We start from the raw sequence: 21,150 nt of genomic DNA, 5'->3' as shown, positions 1-21,150 counted from the left end.
TAAATTAATTAATTGCCGGCAAAGATACGGTATGTTTTAAAGATTATCAAGAAAGTTTCAATTTACCCTCGCTTGGCAAATATAAGTAAAACTAAATCCTATTTTTGCTACATTAATTGATAAGCCATGGAGAAAAGTCAGTACAGCATATTTGAAAGCGAATTAAAGGTACGTCCTGATGACATTGACATGTTTAACCATGTGCACAACAGCAAATATTTCGACTATGTGCTTGCTGCACGCTACGAGCAGATGGCAGCGTTTTACAAAATGCCTATGGAATCGTTTTTAAAAAGCGGTTTTGGTTGGGTAGTACGTACTGCACTGGTCGACTTTAAACGTCCGCTGATTCTGGGCGACCTGATCCTGATCCGCACCGGCATCTTAACCATCAACGAAAAAGGCTGCCGCGTACAGTTTGAGATCGAAAACAAACGCAGCGGTAAAATAGCTGCCGACGGCTGGTTTGATTATGTAATGATCGATACCTCTACCGGCCGGGGCTGTAAGGTTACCGAGGAAATGATCAAAGCCTACTCTATTTGATTCAATTCTTATTTTTTTACCGCTACCAGGACGGGCTGGCATGCGGACTGATGCTGGGGCATTAAACAGTACGATAAAAAAGAGTTACCAACAGAACAACTCCGTTCTGCACGAAGAAAAATTGCTGTAAATAAAAAAACTTTTATATTTTTGTTTTACAAAACCGCAATTCGATGAAAATCTTTGCAGTCCGTTTGAGGTTCTAAGTACCGAGGGCTCCACCCTTTCCCCAAAACATCAGCTTCAGCACTTAGTGCTGCTTAAAGGTTTATATTTTATTTTTTCCCTTTTTTATGTCAGAACAGAATACAGCTTCAATAGGCAGGCTATCTCAAATTTTTACACTTTTAAAACAGGCCCTAAGGGGCGATGAGCTCGATTTTACACAAGGCAGCATGCGCAGGGCCGTCTTGCTCCTGGCCATACCTATGATGCTGGAAATGGCCATGGAGTCGGTTTTTGCACTGGTTGACCTTTATTTTGTGGGCCACCTGCACAACAGCAGCCATGCCATACAAACCGTAGGTTTAACGGAATCCGTACTTACCATTATTTACTCACTCGCCATTGGCATGAGTATGGCCGCAACGGCCGTTGTTGCCCGGCGTGTGGGCGAGAAAGACCCTGAAGCGGCCGGAAAGGCGGGCATGCAGGCCATATTCATAGCTGTGGTCTTCAACATCCTGATCAGTATCATCGGATTGGCTTACGCCAGGGACATCCTATTGTTGATGGGCGCCTCGGCAGATACTGCCCAACAGGGTACCCCTTTTATGCGCATTATGATGGGTGGAAGTGTAATTATTGTATTGCTTTTCCTCATCAACGGAATTTTCAGGGGTGCCGGTAATGCCGCCATAGCCATGAAGAGCTTATGGATTGCCAATATCGCCAATATCATCTTATGCCCGGTGCTCATCAATGGTTTTGGTCCGGTTCCGGCATTTGGCCTAACGGGTGCAGCAATAGCCACCTCTATTGGTCGTGGTATCGGGGTTTGCTACCAGTTGTACCATCTTTTTAAAGGCAGTGGGGTTCTGAAAATCAGACTGGCTTATCTGAAGCCGCACTGGGAACAGATCATTGCCTTGTTAAAAATTGCCACGCCTGGTATATTTCAGTTTGTAATTGCTTCCTGCAGCTGGATATTCCTGGCCCAACTGGTGGCCACCACCGGTAGCGACCACGGCTCGGCAGGTTACCAGACCGCATTAAGGCTGATGATGTTCTTCATGCTGCCGGCATGGGGCATGAGCAATGCCGCTGCCACGCTGGTAGGCCAGAACCTGGGCGCAAAGCAACTGGAAAGGGCGGAGCAATCGGTAATGAAGACGGGCAAATACATCATCATCTATATGCTGCTGGTAATGGCCCTTACCTTTGCCGGGGGAAGGTATTTCATCGCTTTCTTCAGCAACGACACCGCAATACAGGAGGTGGCCATCAATGCCCTGCAGATCATGAGCCTGGGCTATATTTTTTACGGGATGGGCATGGTATTGATGAGTACCTTTAACGGAGCGGGTGATACCTGGACACCAACCTGGGTAAACTTTTTCGGATTCTGGCTTTTTCAGATTCCACTTGCCTTTCTACTGGCAAAACAGTTCGGCTTAGGCCCGGTAGGTGTATTTATTGCCATTCCTGTGGCCGAAACAGGCATAGCCCTTGCCGGGTTTGTCCTGTTTAAAAAAGGCAGATGGAAAACGATCAAGGTTTAGGCACATAGCCCAGGCCTGGTGTAAGCCAATGCAAAAGGAACACGCGAGAATAACGGTAATTGAACGGTGCAAATAAAAATACACCTATCAGGATGATGCCTGCGTATACCCAAAGGTTTTCATAAACCAGGTCGAGCCCCAGCACATAGGCCGCTACACTGATGCTGATCATCTCGGCCACGTTCATGGCGTAACTGATAAACATGGCCACATAAAAGAACCCGGGCTCACGCTCGAAGCGCAGGTTACAGACGTTACAATATTCGTTTGTAGCCTGCCCTTTAAAGGAGTACACCTTACCCGAAAACATTGCCCCTTCCCTGCATCTCGGACATTTACACTGTACAACAGCTGCTAATTTTGATATCGGTTTCATGCCTTAAATTTTAATCTGAAACAAAGGTACAAAGGACTGTTTTGCTATTTTATGATCTGGATCATATCTAGATTTTGATGATCTTTCCTTTCAGGAGCTTCAGCTCTTTCTGGGCTGCGAGCTTCTTCACCAAACGGATCACGGTTTCTACACGCAGTCCGCTCATATCGGCCAGTTGCTGTCTTGTAACATCCATTACTGCGCCTTTTTCGAGGTTTTTGAGCAGGTACGCAATCAGCGTCCTGATGCGGTGTTCGGCCTGTTCATTGGCCAGTTCTTCCAGCATCATAGATTTGTAAAATAAGCGGTTACTCAGCGTTTTGATCAGCTCAGTGCTAAAATTACGGTCGGTCTCCAGCAATTTAAAGAAGGCCTCTTTATATACCGGTATGATTTCGGTGTCTTTGGTTGCAATAGTATAAGCAAGATAAGGTTTGTTTACCAGCAGTGCCGGCTCGCCAAAATATTGATTGCTCTTAAAAATTCCCTGAATAAACTCCTTGCCATCGTCATTTACCGTTACCATTCTTATCTCTCCGCTTACAATAAAATAAACGGCCCGGGGCTGGGCGTCCGGTTCGTAAACCACCTCCCCTTTTTTGTAGATAACCGGCTGATAGCCATTATTTAGCAGGTATTTTATCATCATAAGCAAAGCAATGCGGTCAATTCACTAAGTTAACCATAGCATTTATAAAAATACCCCCTTAAGGGTATTTTTTGAATTGGCAATTTAAGATAACTTTGACGAAAATAATTTCAAACCCAAACAAATGATTATGAACAAAAATTTTACTAAAAATTTATTATCACTGGCAATTCTGTTAATTTTCTGTACTACATGCAGCCTGAGTGCGCAGGAAAAACAGGACGATGCAGATGGCAAAAATCTTGTAAAATGGAATGCAGGGGCATTGTTGTTTAAGAACTTTTCTTTTCAGTATGAGCGTGCTGTTGCCAAAAAGATTTCGGTAGCTGTTGGCTTAAGATTTGCGCCCAAATCTGGTGTACCTTTTCCATCACTGGTAAAAGACCTGATTGACGATAATGATACCTGGAACAGCATTAAAGATTTTAAAACAGGCAACTTTTCCATTACACCAGAAGTAAGGTTTTATATGGGCCAGGGTGTATTTAAAGGCTTTTATGTAGCGCCCTTTGTAAGGTACGCCACTTACAATGCAGAGGTTCCCTATACTTTTGATGTAACGGTAAACGGCACCACCAAAACAGAGACGATGCCATTGAGCGGAAGCGTGAACACTTTTACCGGCGGGGTACTTTTTGGCGCACAATGGAAACTGAGCAAACTCGTGTATCTTGACTGGTGGATTCTGGGGCCAAACTATGGTACATCTTCGGGCAATATCTCTGGTAAGAAAACCCTGCAACCTGAAGAACAGGAAGCTTTAAGGGATGCGCTAACCGATCTGGAAGACCTGCCGCTGGTAAAAACAAAATCTACCGTAAACAGCGAAGGTGCCAAAGTTGATTTTAGCGGACCATGGGCCGGGTTAAGATCAGGCCTAAGCATAGGCTTCAGGTTTTAAGCCCCGTTTACTGTACAAAAAGCGGCTTGTGAATTTATCACAAGCCGCTTTTTGTATAAAAACATTTTAACCGATGGTCTCGCGGATCAGTTTGGTATAAAAGTCGTTCAGTTTCATACCTGCGGCTGCCACCTGCTGGGGAATAAAACTGGTTGCGGTTTGTCCGGGAATGGTATTGATCTCTATAAAATAAAAATCACCTTCATCTTCGTTTAAAATAAAATCTATGCGTACCACTCCGCGACAGTTCAGTTTAAGGTATACATTTTTAGTAATTTCGGTAACCCTGGCCAATGTTTCCTGTTTAATCACAGCCGGAGTGGTTTCGGTAGCCACACCAGGTGTATACTTGGCTTCGAAATCGAAAAATTCTTTGGCAGTTTCTACTTCGGTAGCAGGCAATGCGGTAACCTGTCCGTCCAGTTTTACCACACCAATGGTAAACTCCCTGCCCGAAATGAACTCTTCTATCAGGATCTGGTCGTCTTCTTTAAAAGCCCTTTCTACTGCAGCTTCGAGGTCGTTAACATGATTAACCTTACTCATGCCAATGCTACTACCCCCATTATTGGGCTTTACGAAATAAGGCACTTTAAGTTCCTTTTTGATCTGCTCGAGGTTATATGGCATATTTTTAAAGATCTGTACAGACTTGGCGATATTTAGCTGCGGAATACCATTTACAATGGCTTTTGTATAGCCTTTGTTCATGGTAACAGCCGAAGTCAGGGCATCGCAGGTGGTGTAAGGCAGACCGAGCATGTCAAAATAGCCTTGTAATTTACCATCTTCGCCAGGTGACCCGTGAATGGCGATAAATACCCCATCGAATTTGATCTTCTTCCCTTTCAGGTTAATAGAAAAGTCGTTACGGTCTACCTCAATTTTTACAGAATCGGCAGGTTCATAAAACCAGCCCTGCTGGGTAAGCATAATTTTATATACATCAAACTTATCCGGATCCAGGTTCTGGGCAATGGTAGCGGCACTTTTAACAGACACCACCCATTCTCCTGTAGTACCACCGGTTAGCAATGCTATTGTTTTCTTCATTCGTTTATCTTTTTAAATTGCTTATGAAAGCGCTTGACTGTTAACACAGCACACAAATATAAATTAGTTGCTGCAGATGTTATTTTAATTCCAATAAAATATTTTTTTAGCCTAAATTTGGCGTTTATACCTTAAAAGACATTAAACCGCTATGGGCAAATTCATATCTTATCTGAAGACAAAATCTTTTAGAAACAATCTTATCGCTGCTGCGCTTACGGTAGTGGTGATATTGCTGATTGCCTTCTTTAGTTTAAGGTATTATACCAAACATGGCCAGGGACTTAATGTTCCTTCTTTAAAAGGAATGTCTATAGCAAAGGCTGTAGAAAAGCTGGAGGAACTTGGCTTGCGCTATGAGCTTGATTCGGTTTATATCATGGATTCCCCTCCGGGAATGGTGATTGACCAGGACCCAAATGCCGATACTTTTGTAAAAGACAACCGCACCATTTACCTGACTGTGAATGCCGCCCAGGCACCAAATGTTAAATTCCCTGAAGTTGAATTCAAATCGCTCAGGGAAGTACAGGCCTTGATTGAAAGCTTTGGCCTGAAACTTGGTGATACCACCTATAAACCAGATCCGGCCAGGGATGTGGTGCTGCAGGCTTTATTTGGCGGACAGCCGATAAAAACCGGTGAAAGTTTACCAAAGGGGTCGCGGATAGACCTGGTATTGGGCGACGGCCAGGGAAATGAGGAAGTGGATATCCCTTCGTTGATAGGCCTTACCAAAGACGAAGCCCTGTTTGCTTTAAGAAATGGTGCCATGCTAAACCTGGGCATCATTACCTATGAGGGCAACATTACCGATTCGGCAACGGCGGTTGTGGTTAAACAAACACCTTTTGCAACCGATTCGGTAACTAAAGTTAAAATTGGCACACCTGTAAACATTACGCTTTCCAATAAATAAAGATTGATTACTTTCTGTATATGACAAACGAAAAAAAAACTTCTAAAGGCAAAATTTTTCTGGCCTTAGCGCTGGCAGTTTTAGTAGTGGGCGGCTATTACGGCTTCAAATTTTACAAGGTTTATTTTGCACCCAATACTACAGGCAAAGAAAAGTACCTGTACGTAAGAACCGGCGCACAGCTGGATGATCTTTTTGAAGAGCTTCGCCGCAAAGACATTTTAACCGAGATTGGTACTTTTAGCCAGGCTGCCGCGAAAATGGACCTGGCCCGCTCCCTGAAGCCCGGCCGCTACAAACTAAACAAGGGAATGAGCAACCGCAGCATCATTAATATGCTGAAATCCGGTAACCAGGACCCTGTAAAGCTGAAATTCCAGAACCTGAGAAAAAAAGAGAATTTTGCCGGTTACCTGTCGCGCAACCTGGAACCTGACTCCCTGACTTTTATCAAACTTCTGGATTCGGCGGCACTGATCGAAAAATATGGCTTTAATAAAGACAACAGCTATGTAATGTTCATTCCAAATACCTATGAAATGTACTGGAATGTAACTGCAGCCGAGTTTTTTGAAAGGATGCATAAAGAGTACGAAAAGTTCTGGACAGATGAGCGCAAACAAAAAGCTGCTGCACTTAACCTTAGCCCGGTACAGGTTTCTATACTCGCCTCCATTGTGGATGCAGAAGCTTTGTACGATAAAGAAATGCCAACCATTGCGGGGCTGTACCTGAACAGGTTGAACAAAGGCATATTGCTGCAGGCAGATCCAACGGTGATTTTTGCCAACGATGATTTTACGGTAAAACGGGTAACCAATTCCTTGTTGCAGGTACAATCGCGCTATAATACCTATAAATATGCAGGTTTGCCTCCGGGACCTATCATGATGCCGAGCATCAATGCCATCGATGCCGTACTGAACCGCGAAAAGAACAATTATATTTACATGTGCGCCAAAGAAGATTTTTCAGGCTACCATAATTTTGCGGTAACGGTACAGGAACATGAGCTGAATGCGAAGAAATACCGGGACGCTTTAAACAAGCGCAACATTTACAAATAGTTTTTGAGTAGATTTGGTAAATGGAGTGGGTACACAAGCAGCTATTAAAGATCAGGATCTATGCCCTGTTTATAGACTGGACCAAAGTATGCATACTTCCGGGTTTTAGTCCCCTGCCCCTGTACACTGTTGCCACTTTCTTTTTTAAAGAGATTGGCAAGGATTCGCTGGTCAATAAAGCCTCTTCCCTGGCCTATAACTTTATGCTGGCCATTTTCCCGGCCATCATCTTTTTATTTACACTGATCCCTTTTATACCCAAAAGATTTCATTTCCAGGACCAGCTGATGCAACTCATTATGCTCGTGCTCCCTGCCGATGCCTATAATGCTTTTAGCACCACACTGGATGAAATTGTTCACAAGCAAAACCGGGGGTTGCTGTCTTTCGGTTTTTTATTGTCGCTGTTTTTTGCGACCAATGGGGTACACAACCTGATGATGGCCTTTAACAAATCCTCGCTGATCATTGAAACACGTACCTGGTTAAAGCAGCGGCTGATAGCTGTGGTCCTGACCCTCATTATCGCATTCTCCGTTATTGTCTGCATTATCGCTATGGCCATAGGCGAATATGCCCTTAATTATATTGATACGGAACTGAACATCGAAGGAAATTTTATTGCCTACCTGATTGGCCTTACACGCTGGTCTCTGCTGGGCATACTCTATTTTGTGACCATATCGGTATTGTACAAGTACGGCCCGGCACATGCAAAAAAATGGCGCTTCTTTAGTGCTGGTTCATGGCTCGCCACTATACTTGCTTTCCTGACCATCTGGGGATTTTCTTTTTACATCAACAATTTCAATTCTTACAATAAAGTGTACGGCTCCATCGGTACACTGATTGTACTGATGATCTGGCTATACCTGAATTCTCTGATTCTGCTGATTGGTTTTGAGTTGAACGCAAGCGTAGACCTGTCTAAACGCAGCGTAAAAATCATACGGCCCAACTTCAATCTGTTCAAAAAAACGCCTTCTGAACCTCAGAATTCTGAAAAATAGAAAAAATTACTAACTCATTTTTAAGCCCTTAACAATTTATCGTTAAATTATTATGGGCTTAATTTGTAAAATCAAGCGGTATTTGTACTTTTGCGCCGGAGAGTTGGCAGAGTGGTCGATTGCGGCAGTCTTGAAAACTGTTGAGTGTAATAGCTCCGGGGGTTCGAATCCCTCACTCTCCGCTTAAAAAAAGAGCCTTAAAGGCTCTTTTTTTATTGTTTCAAAGGGAATCAAACAATAATATTTCTTTTGCTTGTTGCATCAGACTAACATGGCTTTGATTGGAATTATTGCCTATTGCCGCGCTTTAACCGTGTTTAGATAATTCCTTATGTCTCTTTCCAACTTTTCGGGATATTCATAGCCTAGTTTTTGAGACAATTCGGTTCCAATTTCTGAAACCAAATCAGCCATCGCAAATAAAGCATCCCAGTTATCCCCGACATCGCTTCCTGAAAAAGTTTTTTCTACTTTTACCCACATTCCGGCAGTCAGGTATTTTTTAAAAAGTCTTCCATACTTATTGGTTGTAATGTTCCAGTGATGCTGGCTGGCAATATACCATTCAATTAGAGGCACTAAGTAATCCGTTCTGATGTTGTTTTCAGACATAAATTTAGCATAGAACAGTTCATCTCTTATCAGGCATTTTGACACGTAGGTAGTGTCCCACCAAAAATCATTTAAAACCTGCTTGAATTTCTCTTCTGTCGGTTTTTTTATGATGGAAACCTGATAAGTCGGTTGTTTCAGCTTTTGCGTTATACTGTCTTTATCAATCAGCACTTTATAGCCAATATCCCAATCTTCGGGAAGTTCATTTTGATCAGCTTCTGCTAAAAAATTAGCTTTACTATACAACTTAAAATCAACTTTCACACCATCATCATACAAGACCATTTTCATTGCGTGTTTGTGATCAAAGCAAGTTTCATCTTCTTCGATCATCGCAATTGAATTTCCAAAATTATGTATCCAATTGTTGCTGGAGATATAATCGGCATTGTTGTCAAAAACAAACTCAATATCCAAATCGCTAAATTCATCAACAGGTGCCAGCGGATTTACAAGCGAACTTGTAAGCAAGACGGCCCTTATATCCCTATTGTTTTCCGACCAATTGATAATGTTTTTTAATTTTTCTTCTCTTAATTCTATTTGCTCTTTGTTGCTCATATCAAATAACAGGTGTTACCGGTATGGTCATTTAAAGTCTGACTTTAAATAACTTAATTCTGGTTTGGTTAAAATTAACAAAAAGAAAGCACCGGCCATAGCTAAATCAGCAGACCAATAACCCCGCAGGCTTGCCAGGCAAGGAGCTGCGGGGAGGCAACCGCTACGTTACAGTTCTTTATCCTCGAACATTTTTGCGTCTCGGGTATTCTTTTGTACGGCAATGGCTGAAAACATGCTCAGACAGAATGCCATGGCATAAAAGCCTTTTTCACTAAGCGCTATATTGGCATTCCACAAGCCGATGGTCAGGAGAACTATTGCCGCAATAGTTGCAAACCAGCTCAGGCTGTAGTAAAGATCCGTTACGGGGAGTCCTTCAGCCCGGTCCCTTACGCTTTTTTGTACAGAGATTACAGCGAATAAGCCAAATAATAAAATGGTAAGGTAATAACCTTTTTCGTTCAGTTCCATACCGGCATTCCACAAGCCAATGCAATACCCAACTGCACCTGTCAATAAGGCAAACCAGGAGGCCCCAATAAATGCAGCGGTTGGTTTAAACGGATTTCTAATGTTCTCGCCATGTTTAACGATCGGTGATTTTTCTTCTGTTCTTTGTTGTAGCGGTTCCATATTTATTTTGTTTTTTGATTAATATGAAAGCGAATGTCGGATGTGAAGCAGCACTATAAAACAAACAATTCATAGATTACTGACGATATATTATTGTAATCACTCTACCTTTACAGAAAATAAAATAGCTATATGGACTCAATCCTGGAGTTGACCAACTTACTCAACAACACTGATAAAAAGCTCTTCAGGCAGTTTCTACGACGAAAAAACAAAAGAACTGATGTAAAGAACCTGCATTTACTGAATTTAATAGAAAATGACGATATAGATGGATTAAGCAAGCTCTACAAATCGGAGAAAAAAAAAGATGCATACCATGCCTTGCGTAAAAGGCTGCAAGATAATTTGTTGTTGTTTTTATCACAAAAGACCTTCGAAAACAATCATTCAGAAGCTTATAACGCGCTGCGCCTACTTGTGGTGGGACGTTTTTTACTGGAAAATGATATGGCCAAAATGGCCTTTAAATGCCTGGATAAGGCGGAACGCCTGGCTGAGCATCTGGAGCAGTTTAATTTGCTGAACGAACTCCTGCTGCTGAAACTGCAATATGCCCATCTGCCTGGTGCAGAAAAGCTCGAAGCACTGACTGCCCGCTTCCTGCAGAACCAGTCGGACATGCAACAAGAGGCAAAGCTCAATATGGCCTATGCCTATTTAAGGCAGGAATTGCAGGACATCCACCTGAAAGGCAAGATTGTCGATTTAACGGCCCTGATTATAAAGACCATCCGGAAATACAAAATTTCTGTACAGGACCTGATAACCTATAAATCTATTTACCAGATTCTTTTCATCGCAAATGAATATGCGGGGATACAGCAGAATTATGGATTGATAGAGCGCTATATCAAACGGACGGATCTGTTTATGCAGGCACAGACCTATAAAAAACAGTCCAATCTTTTTTACCATATATCTATCCTGTATTTCCTGGCGAACTTTCAGCTGCGGCGAAAGGATTTCGCAAGAAGCGCATCGTATCTTAAGGAAATGATGGATCTAATGGCAATGGATAATCGTTATCATACCTTGTTTTATTTACGTCATCAGTTGCTCTCTGCGCTCAACCTCTTCTTTACAGGCTTTGCCGACGATGCGATTGCACTGTTGCAAAAATCTCTATCCAATACAAAACATACAGCTAAACCGGAAGACATCGAAGATCTGCGGATATGCTTAACTATGTTTTTGGCCCTGTGTAATGACCGGGCAAGTTTGAAACAGCTAGCTTCGCTGACGCGCAGTGATACCTGGTATGAAAAAAAAATGGGGATGTTATGGACCATCCGAAAACATCTGATGGAAATTCTGGTCCATGCGCAGTTTTCCAACATTGAGCTTGCGATGTCAAGGCTAAGCAGCTTTAGGCGGCGATATAAAAAATACCTACTAAAAACTTCAGAAGAACGCGTGTTATTGTACCTGAGACTGGTTGAAAGATTCCTGCTGAAACCAGATGTGATTTTTGAAACAACCTATAAAAATTCGGTTTTAAAGCAGCTGGATAGCCCGAAGAACAACGATATCTTCACTTTGAGCTTTATTGCCTGGCTGATTTCAGGCTGGGAGAAAAAAACAGCCTATAAAATTGTTTTAACTTTTGTACTTCCAGATTCCTGATTGTATTCCTACACAGGCTTCAATATTACCGAATCAAAAATCTTTTACCTTTTCCAGTCATAAAACTGACCACTCCTTTACCCTGGTCAGTTACTTCGACTTTCCTTCCTTCACTGTCGTAAACTGCTTTGCCCTCCGGAAGCTGAACATAACATTTTTCATTCCGGGTAGATAAAATATCTGCTGTTGTAATCCTGTTGTCTTTCCATTCAAAACCAACTTCAAAACCGAGCCTTGCCCGCATCCCTTTTACAACGCCGGAACTCCATTCTTTTTGAGCAGGAATTGCAGGCAGAAAGCGGATTATAGCGTACTGACCATGACTTTGTAGCAGCATTTCAGCAATCCCCGCGGTACCACCAAAATTACCATCTATCTGAAAAGGTGGATGTGCACAAAACAGATTGGCATAAGTTCCCGCGCCGGCAGTCATCGAAATCTTGCTTCCGGCAACGGCAGGCTTTAGTAATTCCCTGAAAACCTTCCAGGCATGATCACCATCGCCCAGGCGTGCCCAGAAATTGACTTTCCAGGCCCTTGACCAACCGGTACCTTCATCTCCCCTTCTCAATAGCGTTTTCTTTGCCGCAGCAGCCAGTTCAGGTGTTCCGGTAACTGTAATTTCATCAAAAGGATACAGGCCATATAAATGGGAAACATGCCGGTGTGTGATTTCTGTTTCGTCATAATCCCTGATCCACTCCTGTATACCTCCTGTTTTTTTACTGATCTGGTTGGGTGCAAAGCGGCTCACAAGCCTTTCCAGACTATCGGCAAATGACTGGTCTAACTTTAATAAGCGTGCTGCTGCAATTGTATTGCCCAGCAGTTCCCTGCCAATTTGCATATCCATTGTTGGCCCCATGGTGGTTTGCCCTACAAAACCCTCATCGGTCTTATAACTATTTTCGGGTGAGTTGGATGGCGCTGTAACCAGCCATCCTGTTTGCGGATCTTCAATCAAAATATCAGTATAAAATCTGGCAGCATCCTTTAAGACCGGATAGATTTCCATCAGCGTCTTTTTATTGGGGTTGTACTGATAGTGCTGCCATAAATGTGCACAAAGCCATGCCCCACCCGATAATGTCGATCCCCAGGATGCATGTTCGCCGGGAGCCGTAAATTTCCATGGATTGGTCATCATATGTGCTGTCCAGCCTGTACTGTTGTAATATGCCTTAGCCGTTTGTTCACCGGGCTTTACCAATTGTTCTGTAAGTGCAATAAGTGGCTGGTGGAGTTCGGCCAGATTCGTTTGCTCGGCAGGCCAATAATTCATTTGTAGATTTATGTTTAAATGGTAATCCCCATTCCATGGCGTCTGGTACTCCACAGCCCACAAGCCCTGAAGGTTGGCGGGCAGATTGCCCGGCCTGGAGCTGGAGATCAGCAGGTACCTTCCAAAATTAAAATACAATACAGGCAGGGTAACGTCAGGCTTGCCTTTGTAAAAATTCGTCAACCGCTCCTCAGTTGAACAAGCGGCAATGGCAGAATCTTCTTTTTGTGTAAGCTGGAACTTGCATCGGTTGTAGTACAATTGAAAATCGGCGATATGTTTAGCCTTTAGTTTTGAAAAAGCCATTTTACCGGCGTTATCCAGGTATTTCATAGCTACCGCTAACGGATTAGCACCCCGAACCGCTACGTTTGGCCAGTTCATATCCGTGGCGGCACTGATGAGGATGAGACATTCTGTAGCACCGTTAACCGTTAAGCTGTTGTTTTCTGCACTAACTTTACCCGTTGAGGTTATTGCTTTAGCGGCAGCAGCAAACCGGATACCTTTATCGCCGTCGCCTCCGGGTAACTGCCCCTCGATGGTTATGGTATTTCCTGCAGATTTTGAAACGGCATTTTCCTTTCTGTAAAGCTCCAGGTCAAAATTTAATGCTTTTGGTTTATCGGCTGTCAAACGGATAACCACCGCTTGCTGAGGCATGCTGACAAATACTTCCTGTTTATAACTTACCCCTGCCCTTTTCCATTCCGTCACTGCCCGAGCCTCATTCAGCTGAAGTGTTCTTTTATAAGCAGTTACAGCTGCTGCAGTATCTTTCCAGGTGATAAAAAGATCGGAAAGGATCTGGTAGCAGCCATATTTATCCAGGGCCCCATTGCCACGGCCTGACCCTTTGCCTGAACTGGTAAAATATTGCTGAAGCAAGGCCTGTGCCTCTTTATTTTTTCCTTCCTGAAGCAATTGCTGCAAAGTTTTGAGATGACTGGCAGCATCTTTACGGTTGGGGTTCTCTATTCCTCCAGACCACATAGATATTTCATTCAATACAATCCGTTCCTTATTGGGATTTCCGAATACCATGGCCCCAATTCGTCCATTACCCAGGGGTGCCGATTGGGTAAAGTGCAGGGCAGGCGCCCTAAATTTTATTTCCTGATCGCTCTGCCCAAGCAGGGTTAAACTTTTGAGCAGAAGAATTGTTAGCAGGATATGCTTTTTTACAGGTAATCTGCTCATACTGATTAAAACATTAAGATTAAAGTATCCAAGATACTGATTATTTGGAAATGGAAATTAAGTTCCCGATCATTATCGTATGGCTTAAAACACAAAAAGAGCCTTAGGGGCTCTTTCATTTGCTGCGGAGAGTGAGGGATTCGAACCCCCGGAGCTATTACACTCAACAGTTTTCAAGACTGCCGCAATCGACCACTCTGCCAACTCTCCGGCGCAAAAGTACAAATCGGATTTGGTTCTGCAAATTTAGATTTAGTTATTTTCTAATTTGATTTATAACCCTGTGATCTTCGCTCAATTAAAAAACGACAAAAAAGAGATCATTATGTCCATAGCCTACCTCATGCAAACTTCTTGGTACCTGCCACACACAAAATCACCCCTATGGTAATACCCAACATACCCATACTCACTTTTTCATGAAGCAATGAAGCAGCCAGGGCCAGGCCAAAAAACGGTTGCAGCAGCTGTAATTGTCCTACGGTTGCTGTCCCCCCCTGCGCTAACCCACGGTACCAAAAAATAAAACCGATAAACATGCTGAAGAGCGAGACATAGGCCAGACTAAACCAGGCCCCGGTTGTAATCCCTTCAAAAGAAGATGGCATATAACGAAACGCGAGGGGCAGCATTACAGGTAGTGAAAGTACCAAGGCCCAGGAGATCACCTGCCAGCCTCCTAAAGTTCTGGTAAGCTTAGCCCCCTCAGCATAGCCTAACCCGCAAAGTATAACTGCCAGCAGCATCAGCAAATCACCAGGGGCTGAAGCCTGGAGGCCTTGTGCAACTGCATATCCTGTTACCAAAAGACTTCCGATAACAGAGAAAATCCAGAATATGGGACCCGGACGTTCGGCGCCGCGAATGATCCCAAAAACAGCTGTTGCTACCGGCAAAATCCCTATAAAAACAATGGAATGGGCCGAACTAACATGTTGCAAAGCCAGCGCACTCAATAAAGGAAAACCCAGCACCACCCCTAATGCTACAATAGCAAGGGGTAAAAGCTGCTGTGTAGCCGGCCGTTTTTCTTTAAAAACCAGCAAGGCCATAAGTGCCAGTATGCCTGCAACAGCTGCACGTGCCACAGTAACAAATACCGGGTTAAATTCTAAAACTGCTATTCTTGTTGCCGGTAAAGACCCACTAAACAATACCACGCCTATAAAACCGTTTATCCAGCCCTGTGCCGCGTTTGCTTTTACTTTAAGTACTCCTGTCATAATGCTAAAAATTTTAAACCCAAAAATCGGCTAAGGACGGCAACAAGCACAGATACAGTTTTTTATATTTAAATGGACACAATTATATTTGCGAGGTGAAGAAAGACTTTTTATACAACGAAATTGCTGGCAATATTGCCGACAAAATCAAAACAGGTGTTTTAAGGGCAGGGGAGCGGTTGTCATCTGTAAGAACTTTAAGCAGGGAACACGGCATCAGCATAAACACGGCCAAAAGAATATTTCTTGAACTGGAAGCCCAATCATTGGTGCAATCAAAACCTCAATCGGGCTATTTTGTGAGTCCGCTCAATTACCTGAAGCTTCCGCTACCTGAAACGAGTCAGCCCCTCCCTGTTGTCAAAAATATGGAACCGAACGATTTGATTGACAGTGTTTATTCCAATATGGCACGGAATGACCTCACGCTTCTTTCTATCGGGGTACCTTCAGGGAACCTTTTGCCTTTGGCAAAATTGAAAAAAGAAATAGTTCTGGCCACAAGGGCATTGCAAGAGGGCGGTACGGCATACGAACCTTTGCAGGGTAACCTAAAGCTGCGAAGAATGATAGCCGTCCGTTCGTTAGCCTGGGAAGGGCATTTAAAGGAAAGTGATGTGGTAACAACTAATGGCTGCATGAATGCTTTGGCTTTATGCCTCATGGCATTAACCGAACCAGGCGATACGCTGGCATTGGAAAGTCCATGTTATCCGGGCATTTTACAGTTGGCCGTAAGCATGGGGCTGAAGGTACTCGAGATTGCCACACACCCGGTTACGGGAATAGCCATTGATGCATTGGAAAAATTGCTCCCTGAAATAAATGTGTGCCTGCTAGTACCGAATTTCAACACCCCCTATGGCTATTGTATGCCAGATGCCCACAAAAAAGAAATTGTAAAGCTTTTGGCCAAACACAACATCCCACTCATTGAGGACGATACTTACGGAGACCTGCATTTTGGTCCCGAACGTCCGAAATGCTGCAAGTCTTTCGATACAGAGGGCAATGTTTTGTGGTGTAGCTCAGTATCAAAAACACTTGCGCCAGGTTATCGTGTGGGCTGGGTTGCACCAGGTAAGTATAAAGACCGGCTATTGAGATTAAAACTGGTACATGCCTTATCTTCAACCGCTGTAATTCACGAAGCTACAGGGAATTTTTTAATGACCGGCAGGTACGACCATCACCTGCGGCAACTGCGTAAAACGCTGCAGGAAAACTATCAGCGTTATGCCCTGGCCATAGCTTTGCATTTTCCCCCAGGTACTAAGATAAGCAGACCGCAGGGCGGACTTACCCTATGGGTTGAATTTCCAAAAGAAATAAACACCGCAAAGCTCTATAATTATGCCTTAAAAAAGCAGATAAGCATTGCACCAGGCCGCATGTTTACCCTGCAGGACCAGTTTCAGAACTGCATGCGCCTTTGTATAGGTTTGCCCTGGACAGACGAACTCAGCTTTACTTTAAAGCAGTTGGGAAGTCTTGCTAAGGCCTTTATTACGAGTACACCATAAGATTGTCGCAAACGCCCCTTCACATTGTCGTTTCTTCCCAGCACAGCTTTTAAACCCAAACGATACTTTTGTAGTATAAATTATAAACATCATGAAAAAAGACAAAATTATTTTCTGGACGGCAACAATTCTGATTTTCCTATTCGAAGGAGTCATGCCCGCCTTCACTTCACAAACCGAATTGGCGAAGGAAGGCATCAGACATTTGGGATATCCCCAGTACTTTGGCAATGCCCTGGTTGTGTTTAAAGTGCTTGGTTCAATTGGTTTAGTGCTTCCTCAGATTAAAGGTCGAGCTAAAGAATGGATCTATGCGGGTTTTGCATTCGATTTTGTATTTGCCAGTATCAGTCACGCTGCAGTTGATGGTATTGGTGGGCAAGCAATTTTCCCCCTGGTTGTTTTAGGCATTCTGATGATCTCTTATTTTTATTATCATAAAATCAGCAAAGCAGCTAAATAGCTGCTTTCAAAACATTTTCCTGCCTCAATTGTAGTTAAATAAACTAACAATTAAGACATTAATCATGAAAGCAAAAACTTTATTGGCTATTATTCTGCTTGGTTTTTCTGTTTTCCAAGCTTGCCAAAATACAAACAACAGTGCAACAGGCGCTCAACAAGCTGCAATCGATTCGTCAATGGAAGACCATGTCATTACAGATACAACTGCTTTAAACCGGGGGGCAGATATGTCTGTTTTTATGAATGAGGCTGCCCTTGGTGGGATGAAAGAAATAGAGCTGGGAAAAATAGCAGAAAAAAAATCGACCAACCGGCTGGTGAGGTCCTTTGCCACAACAGTTGTCAGAGACCATAGTAGAATTGCAGAGCGTCTGAAAAAACTGGCAGAAAGCAAGCGTATGACCTTACCAGGTACGCTTCCCCAGGCAGATCTGGCCCATATTGAAGAAATGAAAAATATGTCGGCGGCAGCATTTGACAAACACTATATCGGGATGATGGTAACGGATCATATCAAATCCCTTGACCTGTTTAAATCTGCAGCCACCTCTGGTGATACACCACTGCAGAATTTTGCCATCCGGGCATTGCGAACTTTGGAAGCTCACTATAAAACGGCCACAGAACTGAACGAAAAATTAAAATAGGCAATCAGGCTCTTTTGGTTAGACTTTCCATCAGCTGACCGTACAAATCGTCGCTAACTGCTTTTTTGGGCTTGATCTTCTTAACAGTTGCCCTTTTGCCCTTTGCCTTAGATTTGATGATTTTTAACAGTTCTTTGGAATAGTCATTTTTAAATGCGTCAATATTAAAGCCCGATGTATATTGTTTGATCAAAGCCAGGCCCACCTGTAGTTCTTTTGCATTAATGGCAGGGGATTCTTTGAGCCTGACTTCTTTTGTATCTCGTATTTCTTCCTGGAAACGTATCTTGGTGATTACAATAACCCCATCGAGCGGGTGGAGCACACAAAGGTTTTCATTATTCCTCAAGACAAAGCGTGCCACTCCGGCTTTTTTAGACTTTTCCAGTGCCCTGAGCAATAGCGCGTAAGCTTTTTTACCCTGATTTTCTGGTTGGGTGTAGTAGGAAGTTTCATAATAAACCGGATTGATATCAGCAATATCCACAAAATTCTCGATCTCTATAATTTTGGTTTTCTCTGGTTTTACTTCCTCAAAATCATGTTCATCCAGCACAATATAATGGTCTTTTAAGAAGTATCCTCTCACAATATTTTCATAAGGTACTTCTTTGTGGGTCTTTTCGTTTACCCTTTTAAACCTGATATTGGCATGATCCCTTTCATCCAGCATATCCAGATCCAGACTGCTGCTTTGCACACCAGAGAATAACTTTACCGGGATATTGACCAGTCCGAAACCGATTGAACCTTTCCATATTGACCTCATCTGTATTCAATTAAATCAATGATAATAAATAACATTACGTTTAAAACAAGCTTTTTTATAAAAGGTTCAAAAAATATTTTTAAGGGCCTGTAGCAAATAAGGTATACTGTTCGTCTATACCTAAACAAAGTGATAACCAAATGGAGTCAAAAGAATTATACAGGGAGATTGTAAAGGTTGCCCAAAGCCCGGATATGGACGCAGAACTGATTGAAGCATTGACCAGTTTATGTTTTCAGGAAGAGAGTCTGGAGCCCACAGATCTGCTTTTTGTTTTCGGATCCAACGTTCAGCACCGGGAAATTGCAGATGTCATCAGTTACATGCTGAATGCGGGTCTGGTTAACCGGGTGCTAATTACCGGTGGTGTGGCCAACTACAATGGGTCTTTTTATAAAAAAGAAGCGGAATCCACCCTGATCAAATCTTATATACCACTGGAAAAATATACCGACAAACAAATATTCACCGAGTGCAAATCAAAAAATACGCTGGAAAATATCATAGAGGCGAAAAAGATATTCTCTTTTGAAAATATCCGGAGCATGACCTTTTTATCCCATTCTTACGCATCTACCAGGGCATCGTTATGTCTGAAAAGGTTTTTTCCATCAGTAATGCTGCATTGTATACCTTTGCCCTTGCCTTCTGACTATTTAAAGTATCCAATCAGCAGACAAATGTGGTCTAAGACAGCATATGGCCGCGGACTGGTATGGGGCGAGTACCTCAGGTTACAGACTTACGGTCAGAGGGGTGATTTCCCAATCGCTGAGATCAGGGAATCCCTGGAACACATTAAAGCACTAAGCGGGCAAAAATCGCTGCATGTGGCTTAAGGGGCTTGTTTTATATTTTTACTGTTTCCCTCAATCAGTACAAATTTTTTGTCACCTGATTTACCACCGGCATTTTTCAGAACTGCATTCTGAACGTTTTCCAACCGGATAATGGCTTCTGCTCCTGTAGTTTCAGGAAGTTTCCAGTCGAATATCTCAATGTCTGTTCCATCCTCGCATACCAGTGCAGGCCTCAGATCCTTGCGCTCAAGGTTAAATTTAATATTTTTAAGCTTAAGCCCTTTTACATGCCTAGCCCACACTCCATATGCCGGCACCCTTGGCCCGAATGTCTTGACCTCCGGATACTGATCTATAGCTTCGGGGACAGCTTGTCTGGCGTGTTCTGCCAATCCGCCACCTGCCAGACTGATCTCAATATTTTCAAGGGTAAGGTTGGTGATGTAATGCCCAGGTACTCCTGTGATCAAGATGCCTGAAGGCGGCATGAGCTGCGCATTAGCAGCAGCATTTGCTTTTACATTGCGGATAACCACATTTTCAAAAGTACCGGTAGATTGTTTGGTATCGCTGTTTTTACGGAATACACTTAAGCGAGAGCCCAGGCGAAAAAGCATTGGGGTCCTTACCTCTTCCATGGTAATATCAGTGATCTCTACATTACGCAAATGCGCACCGTCAACAGTAAGGAGCTTAATACCTCCGTTACGGGTATCGTAGATATGGCATTTGGATATCCTGATGTTTTCGAAGGCTGCCATAGATTCGGTCCCCATTTTGATACCAGCCTGATGGCTTTTCAAACGGAGTCCGCTGACTTCAATATTTTTGCAGGCCATTTTGCTGGAAGTAGTTTTAAAAACCAGTGCATCATCTCCACTCTCTACATCACAGTTTTTGATCACCACATCCTGGCATCCGTCAATACCAATCCCATCGTTATGCGCCACACCAACACTTAGAATTTTCACGTTTTCTATGTGCAGGTTCCTGCTCTGAAAATAATGTGAAGTCCAGGCGCCGGCATATTTAAGGGTCACATCGTTTACAGTTACCCCATCGCAGCGTACAACACGCAGCAAAAATGGCCGCAGGCCCCAGCGTTGCCCCTCGGGCCTGGTGTCGGTAAGGATATGTTTGGCTTTGATGGCCGATCCCTGTCCGTCGATCATACCTGCTCCTTCCAGCCTGATATTTTTTACGTCGACTGCTACCAGGAGCGCCCAACCCACGTCAATACCCAGACCTTCGGTAAATGGATCGAGATTGCGGTAGTCCCTCAAGTCTGTACTGCCAAGTAATACTGCATTCTTTTCGAAATGAATGGTCACATTATCTTTCATTACTATAGTTCCCGACAGGAATTTCCCTTCCGGAAAAATAACCCTACCTCCACCAGACAGGTTACAGGCATCAATAGCCTTTTGTATGGCGCTTGTGTTCAGGCTTATTCCGTCGCCAAGGGCACCATATTTAAGAATATTAAAATCAGCGGCATTTACAAAATTTGTAAATGCCGTGATCATCCATAAACCAAGTATTATTTTAAGTGTCTTCATTG

Annotated in this window: 20 protein-coding genes and 2 tRNA genes; 12 read left to right on the top strand and 10 right to left on the bottom strand. The window is 43.2% G+C overall.

The annotated features are described in order from the left end of the window. The first annotated feature begins 126 nt into the window (after window positions 1-126). Together B9A91_RS18020 and B9A91_RS18015 are read left to right on the top strand one after the other, a co-directional pair. Entirely contained in the window at window positions 127-546 is a 420-nt protein-coding gene (locus tag B9A91_RS18020) for an acyl-CoA thioesterase (RefSeq protein WP_084240421.1), read from the top strand. A gap of 293 nt (window positions 547-839) precedes the next feature. Continuing rightward, on the top strand, window positions 840-2,267 hold the full coding sequence (locus B9A91_RS18015) for an MATE family efflux transporter (protein ID WP_084240420.1): 1,428 nt from the start codon (window positions 840-842) through the stop codon (window positions 2,265-2,267). Here B9A91_RS18015 and B9A91_RS18010 read toward each other — a convergent pair. Together B9A91_RS18010 and B9A91_RS18005 are read right to left on the bottom strand one after the other, a co-directional pair. Next, a complete protein-coding gene (locus tag B9A91_RS18010; protein WP_084240419.1) occupies window positions 2,257-2,643 on the bottom strand; it encodes a DUF983 domain-containing protein in 387 nt (128 codons plus the stop codon). The genes B9A91_RS18015 and B9A91_RS18010 overlap by 11 nt on opposite strands. 67 nt (window positions 2,644-2,710) lie before the next feature. After that, window positions 2,711-3,292, bottom strand: a complete 582-nt coding sequence (locus B9A91_RS18005) for a Crp/Fnr family transcriptional regulator (protein WP_084240418.1) — start codon at window positions 3,290-3,292, stop codon at window positions 2,711-2,713. 130 nt (window positions 3,293-3,422) lie between these two features. Here B9A91_RS18005 and B9A91_RS18000 point away from each other — a divergent pair, with 130 nt between their 5' ends. Continuing rightward, the gene (locus tag B9A91_RS18000) at window positions 3,423-4,193 is read left to right on the top strand and encodes a DUF3575 domain-containing protein (protein ID WP_084240764.1); all 771 of its coding nucleotides are present in this window, start codon (window positions 3,423-3,425) and stop codon (window positions 4,191-4,193) included. A gap of 66 nt (window positions 4,194-4,259) precedes the next feature. Here the strand turns inward: B9A91_RS18000 and B9A91_RS17995 are convergent, their stop codons facing one another. Continuing rightward, the gene (locus B9A91_RS17995) at window positions 4,260-5,246 is read right to left on the bottom strand and encodes a D-alanine--D-alanine ligase (RefSeq protein ID WP_084240417.1); all 987 of its coding nucleotides are present in this window, start codon (window positions 5,244-5,246) and stop codon (window positions 4,260-4,262) included. A 151-nt stretch (window positions 5,247-5,397) separates the two neighbouring features. On the opposite strand from B9A91_RS17995, the gene B9A91_RS17990 reads away from it, so the two are divergent. The 4 genes from B9A91_RS17990 (at window position 5,398) to B9A91_RS17975 (ending at window position 8,424) form a co-directional block, all read left to right on the top strand. Then, window positions 5,398-6,165 (top strand): PASTA domain-containing protein, encoded by a 768-nt coding sequence (locus B9A91_RS17990; RefSeq protein ID WP_084240416.1) that lies wholly within the window; start codon window positions 5,398-5,400, stop codon window positions 6,163-6,165. Window positions 6,166-6,185: 20 nt separating this feature from the next. Continuing rightward, on the top strand, window positions 6,186-7,232 hold the full coding sequence (mltG, locus tag B9A91_RS17985; protein WP_084240415.1) for an endolytic transglycosylase MltG: 1,047 nt from the start codon (window positions 6,186-6,188) through the stop codon (window positions 7,230-7,232). A gap of 20 nt (window positions 7,233-7,252) precedes the next feature. Continuing rightward, on the top strand, window positions 7,253-8,242 hold the full coding sequence (locus tag B9A91_RS17980; RefSeq protein ID WP_084240414.1) for a YihY/virulence factor BrkB family protein: 990 nt from the start codon (window positions 7,253-7,255) through the stop codon (window positions 8,240-8,242). A 97-nt stretch (window positions 8,243-8,339) separates the two neighbouring features. Further along, a tRNA-Ser gene (locus B9A91_RS17975) sits at window positions 8,340-8,424 on the top strand. A 112-nt stretch (window positions 8,425-8,536) separates the two neighbouring features. Here B9A91_RS17975 and B9A91_RS17970 read toward each other — a convergent pair. Together B9A91_RS17970 and yiaA are read right to left on the bottom strand one after the other, a co-directional pair. After that, on the bottom strand, window positions 8,537-9,400 hold the full coding sequence (locus B9A91_RS17970) for an AadS family aminoglycoside 6-adenylyltransferase (RefSeq protein ID WP_084240763.1): 864 nt from the start codon (window positions 9,398-9,400) through the stop codon (window positions 8,537-8,539). 186 nt (window positions 9,401-9,586) lie between these two features. Continuing rightward, window positions 9,587-10,054 (bottom strand): inner membrane protein YiaA, encoded by a 468-nt coding sequence (yiaA, locus tag B9A91_RS17965; protein ID WP_084240413.1) that lies wholly within the window; start codon window positions 10,052-10,054, stop codon window positions 9,587-9,589. Between the two features lie 132 nt (window positions 10,055-10,186). Here yiaA and B9A91_RS17960 point away from each other — a divergent pair, with 132 nt between their 5' ends. Continuing rightward, complete coding sequence (locus tag B9A91_RS17960) at window positions 10,187-11,680, top strand: hypothetical protein (protein WP_084240412.1); 1,494 nt, start codon at window positions 10,187-10,189, stop codon at window positions 11,678-11,680. 25 nt (window positions 11,681-11,705) lie between these two features. Here B9A91_RS17960 and B9A91_RS17955 read toward each other — a convergent pair whose 3' ends face one another. The 3 genes from B9A91_RS17955 to B9A91_RS17945 form a co-directional block, all read right to left on the bottom strand. Continuing rightward, the gene (locus B9A91_RS17955; RefSeq protein ID WP_084240411.1) at window positions 11,706-14,162 is read right to left on the bottom strand and encodes a glycoside hydrolase family 95 protein; all 2,457 of its coding nucleotides are present in this window, start codon (window positions 14,160-14,162) and stop codon (window positions 11,706-11,708) included. 125 nt (window positions 14,163-14,287) lie between these two features. Continuing rightward, window positions 14,288-14,372: transfer RNA gene (locus tag B9A91_RS17950), tRNA-Ser, on the bottom strand. Between the two features lie 131 nt (window positions 14,373-14,503). After that, window positions 14,504-15,385, bottom strand: a complete 882-nt coding sequence (locus B9A91_RS17945; RefSeq protein WP_084240410.1) for a DMT family transporter — start codon at window positions 15,383-15,385, stop codon at window positions 14,504-14,506. Window positions 15,386-15,480: 95 nt separating this feature from the next. On the opposite strand from B9A91_RS17945, the gene B9A91_RS17940 reads away from it, so the two are divergent. From B9A91_RS17940 to B9A91_RS17930, 3 genes are all read left to right on the top strand, one after another. After that, a complete protein-coding gene (locus B9A91_RS17940; RefSeq protein ID WP_084240409.1) occupies window positions 15,481-16,908 on the top strand; it encodes an aminotransferase-like domain-containing protein in 1,428 nt (475 codons plus the stop codon). Window positions 16,909-16,999: 91 nt separating this feature from the next. After that, a complete protein-coding gene (locus B9A91_RS17935; RefSeq protein ID WP_084240408.1) occupies window positions 17,000-17,371 on the top strand; it encodes a DoxX family protein in 372 nt (123 codons plus the stop codon). Between the two features lie 64 nt (window positions 17,372-17,435). After that, window positions 17,436-18,020: a DUF4142 domain-containing protein gene (locus tag B9A91_RS17930; protein WP_084240407.1), complete on the top strand. Its 585-nt coding sequence runs from the start codon at window positions 17,436-17,438 to the stop codon at window positions 18,018-18,020. Window positions 18,021-18,024: 4 nt separating this feature from the next. Here B9A91_RS17930 and ku read toward each other — a convergent pair whose 3' ends face one another. Then, window positions 18,025-18,789, bottom strand: a complete 765-nt coding sequence (gene ku, locus B9A91_RS17925) for a non-homologous end joining protein Ku (protein WP_084240406.1) — start codon at window positions 18,787-18,789, stop codon at window positions 18,025-18,027. A 140-nt stretch (window positions 18,790-18,929) separates the two neighbouring features. Between ku and B9A91_RS17920 the strand changes: the two genes are divergently transcribed. Further along, window positions 18,930-19,628: a YdcF family protein gene (locus tag B9A91_RS17920; RefSeq protein WP_084240405.1), complete on the top strand. Its 699-nt coding sequence runs from the start codon at window positions 18,930-18,932 to the stop codon at window positions 19,626-19,628. Here the strand turns inward: B9A91_RS17920 and B9A91_RS17915 are convergent. After that, window positions 19,625-21,148, bottom strand: a complete 1,524-nt coding sequence (locus B9A91_RS17915) for a glycoside hydrolase family 28 protein (RefSeq protein ID WP_084240404.1) — start codon at window positions 21,146-21,148, stop codon at window positions 19,625-19,627. The two genes, B9A91_RS17920 and B9A91_RS17915, sit on opposite strands and share 4 nt — an antisense overlap. Window positions 21,149-21,150 lie beyond the last annotated feature (2 nt).

Origin of the sequence: Pedobacter africanus (assembly GCF_900176535.1) — a bacterium.
Classification (GTDB): domain Bacteria; phylum Bacteroidota; class Bacteroidia; order Sphingobacteriales; family Sphingobacteriaceae; genus Pedobacter; species Pedobacter africanus.
Note: the sequence above shows the minus strand (reverse complement) of the source record. Positions and strands in the feature narration are given on the sequence as shown.

Excerpts from the sequence above, each read along its gene's own strand:
- B9A91_RS18020 (WP_084240421.1), top strand. The coding sequence starts at position 127 with ATGGAGAAAAGTCAGTACAGCATATTTGAAAGCGAATTAAAGGTACGT.
- B9A91_RS18015 (WP_084240420.1), top strand. The coding sequence starts at position 840 with ATGTCAGAACAGAATACAGCTTCAATAGGCAGGCTATCTCAAATTTTT.
- B9A91_RS18010 (WP_084240419.1), bottom strand. The coding sequence starts at position 2,643 with ATGAAACCGATATCAAAATTAGCAGCTGTTGTACAGTGTAAATGTCCG.
- B9A91_RS18005 (WP_084240418.1), bottom strand. The coding sequence starts at position 3,292 with ATGATGATAAAATACCTGCTAAATAATGGCTATCAGCCGGTTATCTAC.
- B9A91_RS18000 (WP_084240764.1), top strand. The coding sequence starts at position 3,423 with ATGAACAAAAATTTTACTAAAAATTTATTATCACTGGCAATTCTGTTA.
- B9A91_RS17995 (WP_084240417.1), bottom strand. The coding sequence starts at position 5,246 with ATGAAGAAAACAATAGCATTGCTAACCGGTGGTACTACAGGAGAATGG.
- B9A91_RS17990 (WP_084240416.1), top strand. The coding sequence starts at position 5,398 with ATGGGCAAATTCATATCTTATCTGAAGACAAAATCTTTTAGAAACAAT.
- mltG (WP_084240415.1), top strand. The coding sequence starts at position 6,186 with ATGACAAACGAAAAAAAAACTTCTAAAGGCAAAATTTTTCTGGCCTTA.
- B9A91_RS17980 (WP_084240414.1), top strand. The coding sequence starts at position 7,253 with ATGGAGTGGGTACACAAGCAGCTATTAAAGATCAGGATCTATGCCCTG.
- yiaA (WP_084240413.1), bottom strand. The coding sequence starts at position 10,054 with ATGGAACCGCTACAACAAAGAACAGAAGAAAAATCACCGATCGTTAAA.
- B9A91_RS17960 (WP_084240412.1), top strand. The coding sequence starts at position 10,187 with ATGGACTCAATCCTGGAGTTGACCAACTTACTCAACAACACTGATAAA.
- B9A91_RS17955 (WP_084240411.1), bottom strand. The coding sequence starts at position 14,162 with ATGAGCAGATTACCTGTAAAAAAGCATATCCTGCTAACAATTCTTCTG.
- B9A91_RS17945 (WP_084240410.1), bottom strand. The coding sequence starts at position 15,385 with ATGACAGGAGTACTTAAAGTAAAAGCAAACGCGGCACAGGGCTGGATA.
- B9A91_RS17935 (WP_084240408.1), top strand. The coding sequence starts at position 17,000 with ATGAAAAAAGACAAAATTATTTTCTGGACGGCAACAATTCTGATTTTC.
- B9A91_RS17930 (WP_084240407.1), top strand. The coding sequence starts at position 17,436 with ATGAAAGCAAAAACTTTATTGGCTATTATTCTGCTTGGTTTTTCTGTT.
- ku (WP_084240406.1), bottom strand. The coding sequence starts at position 18,789 with ATGAGGTCAATATGGAAAGGTTCAATCGGTTTCGGACTGGTCAATATC.
- B9A91_RS17920 (WP_084240405.1), top strand. The coding sequence starts at position 18,930 with ATGGAGTCAAAAGAATTATACAGGGAGATTGTAAAGGTTGCCCAAAGC.
- B9A91_RS17915 (WP_084240404.1), bottom strand. The coding sequence starts at position 21,148 with ATGAAGACACTTAAAATAATACTTGGTTTATGGATGATCACGGCATTT.